This window comes from Microbulbifer hydrolyticus (genome assembly GCF_009931115.1).
In the GTDB taxonomy this organism is placed as follows: domain Bacteria; phylum Pseudomonadota; class Gammaproteobacteria; order Pseudomonadales; family Cellvibrionaceae; genus Microbulbifer; species Microbulbifer hydrolyticus.
Map to the genome: position 1 here is coordinate 4,110,979 of NZ_CP047491.1, position 14,159 is coordinate 4,125,137.

Below are 14,159 nucleotides of genomic sequence, written 5' to 3' on the forward strand. Positions count from 1 at the left end.
TCTAGTTGGTGAAAAATTCAATGGCCCACAGGAAAAAATATCCGGCAGCAACGCCAGGTATTATAAATAATGTATAGGCAACTTCTTTGTAAACATTCATCAAACCGGCTCGGGTTTTAAGATACAACTGCAGTGGAACCACAAGCATTGGATATATCCCCAGAAAAACTACAGCCCCAAAGAAGTCGTACTCATATAGCGCCATAGGCAATCCGATTGCCAGTAGTACAGCCCGCGTCAGAGCAATAGGCATCATCTGTTTCGGTTTTCCTTCGGCCTGGTAGTACAATCCGAGACCACGATACCTGTCGGCCAAAAGCCCTATCGATAAGAAGGAAAGAAAGGTGCCGGCTTCACGGTATCTGTCGTCGTAAAGCGTCCAGATGACCTGTTCGCCAGCGACAATCAGAAAACCGCTCAGACTGCAGATAAGAAGATCGAGCGGCAGGCGGAACCGATAATATATCGTGACGCAGTCGCTGCTCTCGCGTAGAGCCTGGCTCATCGCTGGATACATCACTTTTTGCATGAGGCTGTTGATGGCACCCCTGAGTGAAGAAACGATAAATACTGCTATCGAATAGATCCCCATCTCGTACGCGCTAATATCAAAACCAAGGATTAACCTGTCTCCATTGAGCACCCAGTAGCTAAGTAATGAGGTTGCAAAGATCCACTTTCCAAAATGAAATATTTCTTTTGCGAATTCCAGGTCGAAGCGAAACCGGTTTTGGTGCCCCGGAAGAAGCATATACTCGATACAGATTCGGTAAATGGCAGATGTTATTGTACCCGCCACCAATGCCCAGACATTAGGCCAATTACTGGCCAAGATGACCATTACAACGATCGAAATAATCTGTCCGGACAGGTCTATGGCTGTAATTTTTGCCATATCGAGCTGCCTGTTCGCGACAGCAGATTTTGTAGTACGGAAGCCACTGATAATAAGGCTGCTGGCGAGAATCAATAGAACTAGAGGGAGATCAGGGTTTGCGTATACACTCTCCGGGCTGAAGCTTGGTCCAGCGAACCAAACCGCGGCGGAAATCCCGGCAATAATAGCAGCCAGCGAAATTCCACGAAAAATCTGCATTACCCATGCCGTGTCCAGATATGTCGTATCCGTGCCCTTTTTACTTTGAATGATGTTTTTTTGGATCCCCATGTCGCTTAGCATTTGGACGCCAGCAACAACGACATTCGCGATCGCCATAATCCCAAACATTTCCGGGGCCAGTAATCTGGTTAGGATCAGGTTACTTAACAGCCTGAGAAACTGCGCGCTGACGTAGCCACCAAAGACCCAGCCAGAGGCCTTACGAATCGACTTGGTATTGAAAGAGCCCTGGTCTTTTAACGAAACATCTGTGGTGATACTCATATTAAGACACGGGACTCACTAGCTGGTTGTTTTTTGATATCTTTATCAAAGCATTCTCAAACTTTCTATACGAGCTTTCCCAGCTGCTATTTTCAACGGAACGCATTGCCGCTGCAGACATCTCGGACCAGCTGCTGTCTGAAAGCGCCAATATACTGCGAAGCCCGTTTGCCTGAGATTCAGCATCGTCAATATCACTCAAGTATCCATTTACTCCGTCGGTAATGTATGACGGCGCACACCCCGCTTTTGTTGCAACGACAGGGCAGCCACAAGCCAGTGCTTCCAGGATCGGTAAACCAAACCCTTCGCTTCGGCTACTAAAAATATATGCGCGTGATGTGCTGTATATTCGTCGAAGTTCACTTTTACTTGGTGCCAGCACAAACTCTGCGCCTTGTGGCAAATCAATGTCAGGCGCAACAGGCTTTGCGCCAAATAGAATGAGCTTGGCATCTTCATTATCTTTCCGCAGCTTCCTAAATGCCGAAAAGGTAATATCCATACCTTTAAACTCTGACCTTGAATACATCGCGCACACGGTTACTCTATTTTCAGGTTCAGGTTTGGGTTCCCGGAAAAACTGATTTTTATCTACGGCATTGGGCACCAGGATCGTGTCGCTGTCACCGTACTTCTTCTCCATTACGTCTGCGATCCACTCAGCGATCACTATTTTCGGAAAATCAGCGCGGTATGTGTTGATTACACGTTCAAGCGGTTGCTCCTGATGAGCTTCATAGTGCTGAACGAAATACGCTTTTTTCCCTTTCGATGGCGGAAAACCAGAAATCCATTCCGCAGTCTTCCACCAGGTGGCCACCAATACATCGGCGTCAGGATAAAAACGGGAATCATTGATCCGGTCGGGGGAGACGAATTGAACCTCAACGCCCTTAAGCTCGCTGAAGTGCGAATTCTTTAAACGCTTTTCGGTGGTTATCCCACCCCGCAACAAGCGTTTGAACGATGTGACTACGCCGCCATACTTGAAACCGGGGCAGACTATGGTGACGTGGTGCCCGGCATTGACCAGCATCTGGGCATAAATAGCGACGACGCGGCAGCCACCACTCAAAGAGGGCGCCGGAAACGCAAAGGTAATATTCATCCGTGAATTCACTGTTTCATTTAGAAATAAATTCTATAGACACGCGGGCGGCGTGTAAATCATGTTTACTTTTTGAGGCAAAGTCGTGCCTCCTGTACCGATATAGTACCTTTTCTTTTTGCCACTATCGCTTCCTAGCGTGCGCCCGTCGGTTTTTTATGAAAAATTTTTGGTTTAGTATTGCCCAGCCTTCTAGCTTCCCCTGACGACCAACGCGGGAAGGATGAATTTTCTGCCAAAACCTAATTTTTGCAATTTAATTGCCAATATTACGGCCGCAACTAGAATGGTGCCGTTTGCGGCGGTCACGCTTAACCTTTTCTTTTAATTATTCACGGTTTTACCATGAAACGGGTTCTCTCTCTTATTTTAGTCAGTCTAGTATTCACGGGATGCGGCGGTAGCAGCGGAAGTGGCGGGAGTAGCAGCCAACCCCCAGGCGGCGAAAATAGTGCACCCGTCGCGAACGCGGGCAGTGACTCCAGCACCACATTGGGGCAAGAGGTCACTTTAAGCGGGGCAGCCAGCTCCGATGCTGATGGGGACAGCCTCAGCTACAGCTGGGAAATTGCGGCCGCACCCAGTGATTCAAACCCATATTTTTCGGCTAGCACTCAGGTGGAAACTGCGTTTTCTGCGGACGTTGCTGGCACCTATGAAATCGAACTTTCCGTTTCAGATGGCACTGCCAGTGCGGTGGATACCGTTATTGTGACGGTTACCGGTGAAGCAGGCCTATCGGCCAATGCAGGAAGCGGATATTCGACCCCTGAAGGACAAAATATCGCGCTTGACGGTAGTGGAAGCGTAGCCCCAAGTGGCGACACATTAAGTTTTAGCTGGACAATCATTTCTACCCCTCCCACCTCGACTGCAACACTTCAAAATCCCGGCTCTGTGTCCCCCGTGCTCCTAGAGCCTTCCGTGGGCAACTATGAAATTCAGCTCGAAGTACGCAATGAAAGCGGCGAGTCGTCGATAGATACCACATCCGTGTTGGTACATGATTACCTCCCGATCATTGATCCACCTGAACACTACACCGCGATCACCCCCGCACCCGATACTAAAATCGTCTATGTGAGCGAGTCCCTGGGCGATGATGCCAATGACGGCATGTCCTCAAACAGTCCCGTAAAGAGTATAGAGAGAGGAAAAAGCCTGTTGAGAGACGGCTTTCCCGACTGGCTGGCGCTTAAAGCTGGTGATGTATGGGAAACGGGCCTTGGTGGCTGGAGCAAATCGGGCCAAAGCGAGTCTGCTCCGATGGTAATCACCAGTTACGGGCAGGGTACAGATAGGCCGGTGCTGAAAACCCTAGATCGGGACGCCCTCAGGTTTCAAGGTGGGGGCGGTAGCCCGGAATACGTCGACTACCTCGCAATTTATGGTATTCATTTTTATGCGGCATCCCGGGATCCCAATGCTCCTGAATTCGACCCTGAGATATCTTCCAACAGGGGCATAGTTTGGCTGCGTGGAACCCGAGGTCTTCTGATTGAAGACAATAGGTTCGATTTTTATAAAGATGCCATTACTCTTCAAGAGGTTGACGGCTTTGATATACGTAACGTGCTTATCAAAAACAATGTCATACTCGATTCGTACCATTTAGCCGGTGGATCCCACGCACAAGGTATATATCTCTCAGAGACCGATACCGTGCGAATCGAACGTAATGTGTTTGATCATATAGGCTGGAATGAGACGGTCGCTGGAGCTGATAGGACTAAATTCAACCATAGTATTTATGTCCAATCCGACAACAGGGATATCGAGATCGTAGATAACATAATGGCTCGCAGCTCCAGTCATGGCGTCCAGCTGCGGTCGGGCGGCCTTATGGAGGGCAATGTTGCGATAAGGAATGCCATTGGCTTGATGCTGGGCGGCAATTCTGGACAAGGCGATCCGGGAATAATTAGAAACAATGTGGTCCTCCAGGGTCGTGATATTTCTAGCGAAGACCTGCTTGGCTGGGGAATCGACCTGACAAGCGGAATTGTTTCCGCCACGGTTGAAAACAACATCGTTGCACACGAAGCGTCTGAAGCGTCGAATCCAATGGCGATCAGAGAAAGCAGTCTATCCACTCAATCGAATAACGCTATTTACAACTGGGGGGATCAGAGCCAGCCCGCCAGTGCCTTTGCCGACCCAACCAGGACCATTCTTTCATTCGACGCGCAAGCGGGTGGCGACGGAACTATGGAGTCCTTTATAGCGAATATTCGATCCAAGTCTATGCGAGCGACAAATGATGCTTACGATGTAGAGAATATAAGGGCCTACTTCAAGGACGGCTTCGCACCTGCCCAGTAATCCAATTAGCCAATGAGCCAACGGCTCATTGGCTAACCTGGATTAAGAGCCAAAGCCATTCCTGAAAAACTGCTTAATTTTCTCTATCGAGTAGTCCGGGTTCCAATCCAATCTAGATTGAGCCCGGACGTTATCGATAAACGAGTCAAATGTCCCCTCGCCCCCCATTAGGGCATCATATTCCTCGATAGTGCGCTCCGGATCCGGATAGCTTTTTGGATCGCTGGTTCCCTCTCCCCATTTATAGACAACATTATTTTTATAGGTCGCGCTCGCCCATTCTTTAATGGCAAAGCGGCTTCCTGAATCGCTGTATACATGTGCCACAATGTTATTTTCGATAGTTGCGTTAATATCTCGGCCAAAATCAATACCCCACCCGCGACGCATATCACCTGGTCCGATATCATTACCATTTAGGACAATGTTTCCGGTAACACTCCCGTCAAATTGATCGACATCGGAACGCCCGAGGAAAATTGATATTGGATTTCTAATCAAGAAATTTTCAGAAATAATCCCGCCGGGCCTCAATTGCATTCCGTGACTCGAACTTCTGGAAATGATATTTTCCCTAATTTCTACGTTTAGGTTGTTTCCCTGTATGTATATCGAATGATTGAACTTTGTTGGCTGCGCGCCAGGAAAGCTTCCATGCCATCCGTTGTGATCAAATATGTTTTCTTCAATCAGCACTCCCTCAGTTTTCGCGACATACATACCCTGAGAGTGAGCATCAGTAGCAAATGAATCAACAATCACGTTTTTACGTATCACCACGCCACTGATATTTAGATCATCCAGGTCATCAATCTGAATACCTTCCTTGTAGCCCTTAAAATAATTATCTTCTATCAAAAGAAAGCTTGTTCCCCTAAACCAGTTAATCCCTCGGCTATTGGTAACCTCGGAAAAGTTACTGGACTCTGGGTCCCTTCCGTTCGCATAAAAATGCAGCCCAGAAATAACGAGATTGTTAATAGTTTTTGGGGTTCCACCTCCACCTGAAACTCTGAGTCCGTCCCTCGTCCCAGACTCCAGCCGCGGGCGCTGGTTTCCTTCGCCGTACGCCGTAACGACCATCGGCTCACGATCCGACCGACCGCTTTTCGTCCATCTTCCAAGGCCCTCAGGCCAGCTGTCCCCTACTTTCAATAGCATCCAGTCAGGGCTTCCGTCCCGGAGGAGCTTCTTACCTCTGGAAATAGTTTTTACAGGGCTCTCCGGTGACAGCCCATCATACGAATCGTCACCCCGTGTCATACTTACGTAAATTAGCCGGGAATTTGATGAGGGCAAGAGAGTGGTAAATCCTTCCTTGTCATTTGTAATTGGTATGTGCGCATACGGCGAAGGCTTCGCAACAACGGTCACTACCCTCGTTTCGACTGCCTGCTCTCCTGCACTGTCGTCTACGCGATACTGAAGTTGATATTCGCCAAGTTTCTCGACGTCAACGTTTCCTGACACTTCAACCCGGGCAGAGAGATCACCATCTTCTGGATCGCTCGCAGTGGCACCCGGATCTTTAAATACGGAAGATTGAATAACTTCAAGAGACGCTCCACCATTTAGAGAGAGTACAGGCGGGTAATTTTCTCGAACGATTACTGTGCGCTTCGCACTGGTTTCCGCACCATCGCTATCCGACACCTGATACTGAACAATATAGTCACCGGGGGTCGTGGACGGAATTGGCAGACCGGCCGTGACTATTTGATCAGTAATATTGCCGTCTTCCGTATCGGACGCCGTCGCTCCTGCATCTTGGTATTCCTCCCCGTACCGTAACTCCACATTGCTATCGCCGAGCAATGTAATTTCCGGCGGAGATTTTTCCGGTCCTCCCTGGGGTGGCGGAGTCGGTGCATTCCCCCCCCCACAAGCTGTACAAATTAGCAAAATTATTGCGTACATTATGAACTTTCCCACTAGATACCTCACTGTGATTTGTACGAAAAGGCCCAAAAAGTATGGAAGACACTTTTTGTATTTCCACAGTGGGATTGATATCTACATTCTGTAATTGAAAAAGTGTGATTTGTTAGCCGCTCTGGACACGACATCATTTGTTTGCTGAGAACAAACTACTAAGCGCTCTCTTTCACTTCCGCACCAATAGTATGCAAATTCTACATGTGCAGTCCTCTTTTGGATCATAGTCGGGCATTTAGTTATGCGTAAATAAGCTTTCTATAGCGTTACATCACCGAATTTATCGTCTTTTGAAATCAAACGAATGGATGGAAGATGTTGGCTATACGCTTCCATGTTGATTTTCACGCCGTCCGTCAGCCCTCCCTAACAACTCCGAATATTTTGCGTTCGTATTGCGCCCCTGCACGCATAGCTGCATGGCTGATGGCACAGTTTGAAAGGTTCACATGTGGTACTATTTCACATTATCAGATCTATTGCCTCTATGGGGCCTCGCAGAATAAGGAATTTCTATGGGAGTACAGTCAGGGATGGCAAGAATTGCTGTTATGACCTTTGCTTATGAGGGAGACAAGTCCATTGGCTTTGAGTTACTCGAGTCACTTGTCAGTTCCTTTAAAAACACCAAGTTTGATCTGTATTTTACCGATGATGCTTCAAGCTCCAGGCTCGATAGGAGCGTAGTAAAATGGGCCGAAAGTAAGGGAATATCCGCATATGGTGTCCGCTACGACCATAACCTTGGCTTCCGCGGAGCTGTCGAACGCACTTTGAGACTGCTGAAGCTTATTGCACAGCAGCCGCGAGACTACGATGTCATTTTACGTATCGATACAGATGCCCTCGTTATTAAAGAAGGGCTCGACCTAGAACTATTGCAGCTCTGTACCGATCCTAAAGGCCTGTATGGTGTATTAAAAAATATGCGCCCCAAAGACCGTCTTGGTTATCTCCTGGATCTGCTGCCCTTCGGGTTTAAACGGGTTGCCAATAATGACCAGATTGGTAGTAAGTTTTCTATGTCACGGAAATCACCCGTCTGGTGGTGGCGTGAGGGTTTCAAGGCGCTTACAAAGGGCTTCCGATTTAAATACGTAGAGGGAAGCTGCTACATAATGGGTGGAGCTTTTCCAAAAGAACTCATGCGGCTTGGAATTCTCGACAGGTTTGATCGAAATAGGCATGGCCTAATTACTAGTGAAGAAGACGTTGTAGTAACAACTTTGTGCCGGTCTGCAGGTCTCCCCCTTTACCAAACGAATGAATTTGACCCTCGCTGGAAACTTGTAAATATATTGGGCAAACGTGTTCTTGACATGCCGGTTGACGAGCTCCCTTTCGTCATACATGCACTTAAAGCGGACCCTGCCGGTAGCGCATTAAGAAAGAAAGTTCGAGCCAAAATGCCATTGTTTGATAGATCTAGAAGTCTTCCGTCAGGTGAAGCAATTTCACAGCCATGATTCATATCCAATGTAACTAAGGACAGCAAAGGAACATTTGATGCAAGGAAGTACACGTATCGGTATCCTGATACCGGAATTTCCCGGTCAAACCCACATTTTTTTTTGGCGCGAAATCGAGGCACTCAGGTCTTGTGGCGCGGATGTGAAAATCATTTCCACTCGCAAGCCCGGATCGGAAAATTTTCATGAATTTCATAATCAGGTCGGCGACACTTTCTATCTGACCACCTTGCCTGTATTAAGGATTCTGCTGTTTTTTGTTTGCAATATCTCCTGGTTGCTACGCAGTCTCTCGTACTGCTTCAAGCTCCATGGGGGGCTTCGTACAAAACTCCGCACCACCCTATTTATTCCATTTTCTGCAAATCTTATTATGTATTGCAGAAAGCACCATATAAATCATATGCATGTCCATTCCTCGGCCGACGCAGCTCATATCGTGTCACTTGCAGGCCTTTCAAATGAATTCACTTATAGCATATGCGTTCATGGAAACCTGAACCAGTATGGAGATAATCATGCGGCAAAATTCCGTAAGGCTTCATTTATCGTTACTGTCACAAACCCTCTGAGCCGAGAAGTCTCTTCAGTCCTGCCCGACATTCCATCTTCGCGTATACCAGTGATACCCATGGGTGTAGATATAGAAAAGTTCCGACCACGCACCCATAAAAATCAAAGTTCGCCTAACTTCGTCATTACCTCCGTGAGTAGGCTCGCTCACGTAAAGGGGCATAGCTTCGCTTTACAAGCGCTCGCCAAATTGCCGAATTCAATACGATTTCGGTATAACATTGTAGGCGACGGAGACATGCGTGAAGCGCTTGAAAGAGAGGCCAAGGATCTCGGCATTGCGGACAAGGTCGAATTTTTTGGATTTAAAAAAGAAGGGGAAGTTTACGAAATTCTTCAGCAGACCGACATTTTCATGTTGACCAGCTTTGGGTATGGCGAGGCAGCGCCGGTAGCTATCATGGAGGCTATGGCGTGCGGCGTTACACCAATCTGCTCTATTATCGGCGGGACCACCGATATGATTACCGACCGCCATGACGGCACGCTGGTAAAACAAAAAGATGTGAATCATATTACGGAAGCACTGATGTACCTGCTATCCGATCGGGACAGATTACAAGAGATTTCCATGAATGCACGAAAGACGGCAGAAACAAAATTTTGTCACCGCCGTTCAGCCTACAAACTTTTCGAACACATTCAGTCCGTTCATACTATTTAATTAGTAACGGCAGACACCGTAAGCTGGTCATATATTTTGGCCAGCGTCTTGCCCTTGTGACTCCAGGAAAACTGTTTGGCTCTATCCTTAGTTGCAGTCACCATCTGCTCGTATCTAGCCCGATCACGACTGAGCTCAACTATTTCTTGAGCCATTCGATCGACTACATTTCCTCTTCCTACGGGTGCGAGCTTCACGCCGGAATCGCTGGTTACATATTCACCAATCCCGCCATTATCTACGACGATACAAGGCAGCCCAGCCGCCATTGCTTCCATCACGACAGCACCACCAAATTCCCTTACCGAGGGAAAACAAAAAAGGTGAGCCGCTGCGCACTCTTCTTGAACTTCAGAATGATCTATCCAACCACAGAAGTGAACCTGCCCGCTTATACCGAGACGGCTTGCCATATCTTCCAGCCTGCCACGCTCGGACCCGTCCCCAACAATTGTTAACTCAAGATTACTTCTAATGGACTCAGGAACCTTGCTATACGCCTCCAATAACATGTCACAGCCCTTGTACGGTTCTAGCCTGCCTATAAACAATAGGCGGAACTTATCGCTATCACGGCCAGGAAAGCAATTCTCCGTTTTCGAGCTGATGTTATAGAAACTCTCGGGCACGCCGTTTTCATAGAGCAAATGTACATTTTCGGCACTTTCCGGAAATGTCGTTCTAATCCAATTCGCGGTGAAGGTAGAGCCGGCCAAAATCTTGTCCGCAGATTTATAGGTATATCTGTAACCAGGAACCACCCATGCACCAATTTTTCGGAGCCAATTCAAATATCCGAATTCTCGATTCGATATAGACTTGAAAGCTCCCGGGTAAGGCACACCGCCATTAACCGGGCCAAGTACAAACGGCGTTTTTCGCGGTCCGGACTTGCATGCTTTTGAAATTTTATACGGATATCTTGGCAATATCGGCGTCATTGTATGGACTACATCAAACACACCCTGGGAAACCGGTCGAGAAAACTTGTTATAAATATACCGATCAAAAAAGAAGAATATCGGGAACTGCAGAGCATGACGTAAGGGCCATATAATCCGCCCCCTAAACGAGGAGAGAAATGAGATCACACGATAGTATAATTTCTCACCAGCGCTCTCTTCGTAATAGGTTACATTTTCAATTATACCCTTACGAGTCAAGGCATCTCTATTGCGACAATGGGTCGCAAGATGAACATCCGCCACTTCACTTATGGCTCTGAAAAAATTATATCCGACGAGGGGGACAGAACTAAGTTCAGGATTACAGCTTTCTATCACCAGTAGTATTTTTTTCATTTTCACAGTCATTGAATCATGTGCCCGTCATTCCGCTTCTGATACCGGTATTTATTACTGGAGAATATTGTCCCATAAGCCGGGTAGCCAGCTTTGACGCCGCCATTATCCAGACCTTTTTTGGGTTGACTGGGAGAGAAATTTTCTCCTTTGGCGAGACGCCAATTTTACTTTCAACCCGGGCAATGAGGTTCCTGAAACTTTCCTCATCAACTAGTTCATCAAACTGCACGCTAAGGCTATCGGGCGCCACGACATTCCAGAACTCGTAAAATTTTTTCACTTCGCTTTGGTATTCAACAAAGTCTTCCGCCATGCCCCACGCATTAAGTGATTTGAAGGTTTCTTTGGCAGGCCTGTGAAGCAGGATTACATGCGAATCTACAGCAAGCTTTTTAATGACTTCCAATTTGTTATCCGGGATAGACTGAGGATAATGGGTCTTTACAATACACTGACCTATAGTGATCTCGTCATTCATGTATTTTATACGGTTTTCCTCGCCCCTAAAGTATTGGTCAGCATCGAGATACAAAGGCTTGGAGACCAAGGCTGGGAAATTATTAAGCAACATATCAATAGCGAGGTGTGTACCCGAACGCATCATTGAAGCGATGATGATGGTCTTCCCCTCGCATCGTGGAACCGGGCCTGGCGGACATACCACTCGTGGATTTTTAAATGGGACAATGTACTGTCCTGCCAGATTTACAAATTTTCTTATACTCATATTCCGGTAGTCTTATCCTTGAGTGTTTCACTATCTGACCTCAATTCCATCCGCGCATGGCGCTCCGAGATCATCGCTTTGCTGCTATTTTTGGAAAGGCTTCTGTTAGCAAAAAATCCCGTTGCTGCACCATATATAAACATTATCCAGCCGCTTACCGAGGCATTTGGTATCTGGTCGACAAGGATCATGCTTATTAGCAGGCAAAATCCCGCCATAATGTTTTTTTCCGATGAGCTAATCGATCGGCCCATCGATCGTAGTCCATTCTTTACGGCCAACATAGGCAGCCCAAACGCCACAAGGTATCCCAGCAAGCCAAACTGGGTGAATCGGATGATCCAATATCCGTCAGTTACCACTCCGTCAATTCGATTTCTATCCCAGCCGCCCCAACCGAACAGTATTTTATCCTTACCGTGCTCTAGCATAATTTCTTCGTTTCCGAACCTAAACGCCAATGAGCCGGCTTTATCGGGCCCAAATTTGAGCGCCAGTTCAAGAAGCGAGTCCTTTGGTATCAGCTCAAATATCGAAAGAATTGGATAAAGGAATACACATCCCGCGATTCCAAACGCAGCCAGCCCGATCATTCTCGCCGGTAGAAATATGATTATGACAAGCCCAAGAAAACCAAGTATCCAGGCGCCTACCGATTTACAAATAATCACCAGGAACAGACTGTAAATCAGGTAGATGAAGTTCGGTAAAAGTAATATCTTTTGCTTTGCCTTCCATAACGTCGCAACCGATATAAGAGTGGCCATGGCAAATATTGCAACAACTAATCCGTGCCCCATAAATACAACAGGACGATACCCACCGAAGCGCTCCTGTTGGCCGAATGAGTGAGGAAAGAAACCATAGATCCATGTGTGTAACTGCGGGCTAAGTAACACCTCCAAAATCATAAGAGGTGAGTAAATAATTCCCGCGATCGCCACCAATTTCAAAACCTGTGTTCCGTCGGAAGCATTTTTTACCAGCAATGCACCAAGAACAAAGGGCACCATAAACATGGCCATTTGTAACGTCATCGAGATGACATCCTGGGGGTTTAGAGCTGGCTTGACGCGCACGCCGGTAAAGACAGGGTCAAGGTTTGTAAAAACAGTGAAAGTTGACGTCAGTAACCCAACTATCACTAGTGTTCTGGCACCTGGCGCATTGGCTAGAAACCGAAATTTAACCTTTTTAACAACAAAACAGCCGACTAGCGCACTATATATGCCAATATTTTCTTTATTTATATTTGGTATTAAGGGCAACGTATAGCCTACTTTTTCTGGAAGAAACATGAATGCTCCAAATATCGTCCAGAAGGTAGCGCTTAGCGTACTGAAGCTCCGGTAGAGCAAGATCGAAAATAGAGGCCAACTGAGAATGGCTAAGTGTGCAATGATATTTGGCATCTAGCCGTCTCTCTAACGCTGGCTATCTTTCTTAATAACATTTTTGCATTCTCTGCCACGTCGAATTCAGACTGAACGAGGTCAATCGCTTGTGCTATTCTTTCTTGACGCTCAAACGCTGATTCTGCTATTGCTTCCTCGATTTCGACTGCAAGCGATTGGGCATTAGGCCCTGCCAATCTGCCTGTAAGATTCTTCTTCACTAATTCAGGTATTCCAGAAATCGAGGTTGCTATAACCGGAACCCCCCTCATCATGGCTTCCATCAGAACTACCGGTATTCCATCCATATCCCCGAACCTATCTATCTTCCCGGGAAAAACGAAATAGTCAATTTTTTCATACCAATGCGAGACTTCGGAGTGTGGCAGGCCGCCACCAAATGTTACGCTATCTTCGAGCTGGAGTTCCTTTGTCCGCATACGTAGCGATTCCTCCAGAGGGCCGTCGCCCATAATTTCGAGCTTCAGATTGACGCCCTTTTTTTTCAGAATATTGAGAGCGTTCAGAAGGACATCTACGCCCTTCTTTTCAACCAGCCTTCCCAGAAATCCCAACGTTTTAACTTCGCTACCTGAATCAGATTTCACTCTGGGCGGGAACTTATTGCGGTCTACGCCACATCTAACAAGTGCAAGTTTTTCTTCAGGTATACCTTTCTCTCTAAGAAACCGGATGTTGAACTCCGATATCGTAGCAACGAAGCTAGCACGCGCGCCTTTCTGCTTGAGCAAATAGCCTCGCTGAAAAATATCATTCGCGTGAGCGGTAAAGCTATACGGAATTCCAGTTATTATCGAGGCATACATTGCTATATCTGTTGCGATATGGGAAAAGTGACAATGTATATGTGATATTTTTCGGTCGTGCAGTTTTGTCACAAAGTATGCAGAGACAAAGAACCTGTAAAATATTCCTAACGCAGTATTCGGGCTCTTAAAGCATGTCATGGCGTCCCGCACACAGATGGCAAACGCCTTTACGTAATCAAGAGGAAACCAGGTAATAACTTTGAACTGCGCGGCGATCAAGTTAACTATCGAGGCCAGGTAAAGATACTCGCATTTGTCTGCGAGTTTTTTGACAGCTTCTCGGTTATTATTCGATTCTACAGAGTGAACAGAGAATGGCTCCACGTGAGCGTTATTCTTTTCAAGCTCAAATATCTCATTGTATACAAATGTGCTTGAGGCGCCCGGTATTTCTGGCGCCAAATATGCTATCCGGAGTGCGATGTTTTTTTCACTACTATGCATCG

The 14,159-nt window shown here is 46.9% G+C and carries 10 protein-coding genes; 3 read left to right on the forward strand and 7 right to left on the reverse strand.

From position 1 onward, the window contains the following. Position 1: 1 nt before the first annotated feature. Both GTQ55_RS17305 and GTQ55_RS17310 read right to left on the reverse strand, forming a co-directional pair. On the reverse strand, positions 2-1,384 hold the full coding sequence (locus GTQ55_RS17305) for an oligosaccharide flippase family protein (RefSeq protein WP_161859854.1): 1,383 nt from the start codon (positions 1,382-1,384) through the stop codon (positions 2-4). A gap of 1 nt (position 1,385) precedes the next feature. After that, the gene (locus GTQ55_RS17310) at positions 1,386-2,495 is read right to left on the reverse strand and encodes a glycosyltransferase family 4 protein (protein ID WP_161859855.1); all 1,110 of its coding nucleotides are present in this window, start codon (positions 2,493-2,495) and stop codon (positions 1,386-1,388) included. Between the two features lie 345 nt (positions 2,496-2,840). Between GTQ55_RS17310 and GTQ55_RS17315 the strand changes: the two genes are divergently transcribed. Next, a complete protein-coding gene (locus GTQ55_RS17315; RefSeq protein WP_161859856.1) occupies positions 2,841-4,817 on the forward strand; it encodes a PKD domain-containing protein in 1,977 nt (658 codons plus the stop codon). A gap of 42 nt (positions 4,818-4,859) precedes the next feature. Here GTQ55_RS17315 and GTQ55_RS17320 read toward each other — a convergent pair whose 3' ends face one another. Then, complete coding sequence (locus GTQ55_RS17320; protein ID WP_161859857.1) at positions 4,860-6,734, reverse strand: immunoglobulin-like domain-containing protein; 1,875 nt, start codon at positions 6,732-6,734, stop codon at positions 4,860-4,862. A 533-nt stretch (positions 6,735-7,267) separates the two neighbouring features. Here GTQ55_RS17320 and GTQ55_RS17325 point away from each other — a divergent pair. Together GTQ55_RS17325 and GTQ55_RS17330 are read left to right on the forward strand one after the other, a co-directional pair. Next, entirely contained in the window at positions 7,268-8,218 is a 951-nt protein-coding gene (locus GTQ55_RS17325) for a hypothetical protein (protein WP_161859858.1), read from the forward strand. A 40-nt stretch (positions 8,219-8,258) separates the two neighbouring features. After that, entirely contained in the window at positions 8,259-9,458 is a 1,200-nt protein-coding gene (locus tag GTQ55_RS17330) for a glycosyltransferase (RefSeq protein ID WP_161859859.1), read from the forward strand. Here the strand turns inward: GTQ55_RS17330 and GTQ55_RS17335 are convergent. From GTQ55_RS17335 to GTQ55_RS17350, 4 genes are all read right to left on the reverse strand, one after another. Next, complete coding sequence (locus GTQ55_RS17335) at positions 9,455-10,759, reverse strand: glycosyltransferase family 4 protein (RefSeq protein ID WP_161859860.1); 1,305 nt, start codon at positions 10,757-10,759, stop codon at positions 9,455-9,457. The genes GTQ55_RS17330 and GTQ55_RS17335 overlap by 4 nt on opposite strands. Before the next feature lie 16 nt (positions 10,760-10,775). After that, positions 10,776-11,489 carry a hypothetical protein gene (locus GTQ55_RS17340; RefSeq protein WP_161859861.1) on the reverse strand — a complete coding sequence of 238 codons (714 nt, stop codon included), beginning with the start codon at positions 11,487-11,489 and terminating at the stop codon, positions 10,776-10,778. Continuing rightward, positions 11,486-12,787 carry a hypothetical protein gene (locus tag GTQ55_RS17345; RefSeq protein WP_161859862.1) on the reverse strand — a complete coding sequence of 434 codons (1,302 nt, stop codon included), beginning with the start codon at positions 12,785-12,787 and terminating at the stop codon, positions 11,486-11,488. Before GTQ55_RS17345 ends, GTQ55_RS17340 begins: the two co-directional genes overlap by 4 nt. A gap of 89 nt (positions 12,788-12,876) precedes the next feature. After that, positions 12,877-14,157, reverse strand: coding sequence for a glycosyltransferase (locus GTQ55_RS17350; protein ID WP_161859863.1), 1,281 nt, complete (start codon positions 14,155-14,157; stop codon positions 12,877-12,879). Positions 14,158-14,159: the final 2 nt, after the last annotated feature.